Annotated in this window: 1 protein-coding gene; it reads left to right on the top strand. The window is 71.1% G+C overall.

Translation table 11 applies throughout. The features are described 5' to 3' along the window. Positions 1-1580 (top strand): DUF4573 domain-containing protein (locus tag O7A60_RS31630; RefSeq protein ID WP_337109567.1); only part of this gene is annotated, 1580 nt, incomplete at both ends.

Below are 1580 nucleotides of genomic sequence, written 5' to 3'. Positions count from 1 at the left end.
CCAGTCGAGCCTGTCGCTCCGGTCGAACCCGTCGCTCCAGTTGAGCCTGTTGCTCCGGTCGAGCCGGTGGCACCCGTCGAGCCGGTGGCACCAGTCGAACCGGTGGCACCAGTCGAGCCGGTGGCCCCAGTCGAGCCAGTGGCCCCAGTCGAGCCGGTGGCTCCAGTCGAGCCGGTGGCTCCGGTCGAGCCGGTGGCTCCGGTCGAGCCAGTTGCACCAGTCGAGCCGGTGGCTCCGGTCGAGCCGGTGGCCCCAGTCGAGCCGGTTGCCCCAGTCGAGCCTGTTGCCCCAGTCGAGCCGGTGGCCCCAGTCGAGCCGGTTGCCCCAGTCGAGCCTGTGGCCCCAGTCGAGCCGGTGGCACCAGTCGAGCCGGTGGCTCCGGTCGAGCCAGTGGCCCCAGTCGAGCCGGTGGCTCCGGTCGAGCCGGTTGCCCCAGTCGAGCCGGTGGCCCCAGTCGAGCCGGTTGCCCCAGTCGAGCCTGTAGCTCCAGTCGAGCCTGTCGCTCCGGTCGAACCCGTCGCTCCAGTCGAGCCTGTTGCTCCGGTCGAGCCGGTGGCCCCAGTCGAGCCGGTTGCCCCAGTCGAGCCGGTGGCCCCAGTCGAGCCGGTGGCCCCAGTCGAGCCGGTGGCTCCGGTCGAGCCAGTGGCCCCAGTCGAGCCGGTGGCTCCGGTCGAGCCGGTTGCCCCAGTCGAGCCGGTGGCCCCAGTCGAGCCGGTTGCCCCAGTCGAGCCTGTCGCTCCAGTCGAGCCTGTCGCTCCGGTCGAACCCGTCGCTCCGGTCGAGCCGGTGGCTCCGGTCGAGCCAGTCGCTCCAGTCGAGCCTGTCGCTCCGGTCGAACCCGTCGCTCCAGTTGAGCCTGTTGCTCCGGTCGAGCCGGTGGCCCCAGTCGAGCCGGTGGCACCCGTCGAGCCGGTGGCACCCGTCGAGCCGGTGGCACCAGTCGAACCGGTGGCACCAGTCGAGCCGGTGGCCCCAGTCGAGCCAGTGGCCCCAGTCGAGCCGGTGGCTCCAGTCGAGCCTGTCGCTCCGGTCGAGCCGGTGGCTCCGGTCGAGCCGGTTGCTCCGGTCGAGCCAGTCGCTCCAGTCGAGCCTGTCGCTCCGGTCGAACCCGTCGCTCCAGTCGAGCCGGTTGCCCCAGTCGAACCTGTTGCACCAGTCGAGCCTGTAGCTCCGGTCGAACCTGTTGCTCCGGTCGAGCCGGTAGCTCCCGTCGCACCTGTAGCTCCAGTCGAGCCTGTGGCCCCGGTCGAGCCGGTTGCTCCGGTCGAGCCGGTGGCACCAGTCGAGCCGGTGGCACCCGTCGAACCTGTTGCTCCGGTCGAACCGGTGGCACCAGTCGAGCCGGTGGCACCAGTCGAGCCTGTTGCTCCGGTCGAACCGGTGGCACCAGTCGAACCTGTTGCTCCGGTCGAACCGGTGGCTCCGGTTGCACCAGTAGAGCCCGTCGAGCCTGTCGCACCGGTCGCACCAGTCGAGCCGGTAGCTCCGGTCGAGCCGGTCGAACCGGTTGCTCCGGTATCACCGGTTGCACCTGTGGCTCCCGTAGAGCCGGTCGAGCCGGTTGCTCCAGTCGATCCGGT

Origin of the sequence: Mesorhizobium salmacidum (SeqCode) (genome assembly GCF_037179605.1) — a bacterium.
In the GTDB taxonomy this organism is placed as follows: domain Bacteria; phylum Pseudomonadota; class Alphaproteobacteria; order Rhizobiales; family Rhizobiaceae; genus Mesorhizobium; species Mesorhizobium salmacidum.
The sequence above is the reverse complement of the archived record's forward strand: the minus strand, read 5'-3'. Positions and strand labels throughout refer to the sequence as shown.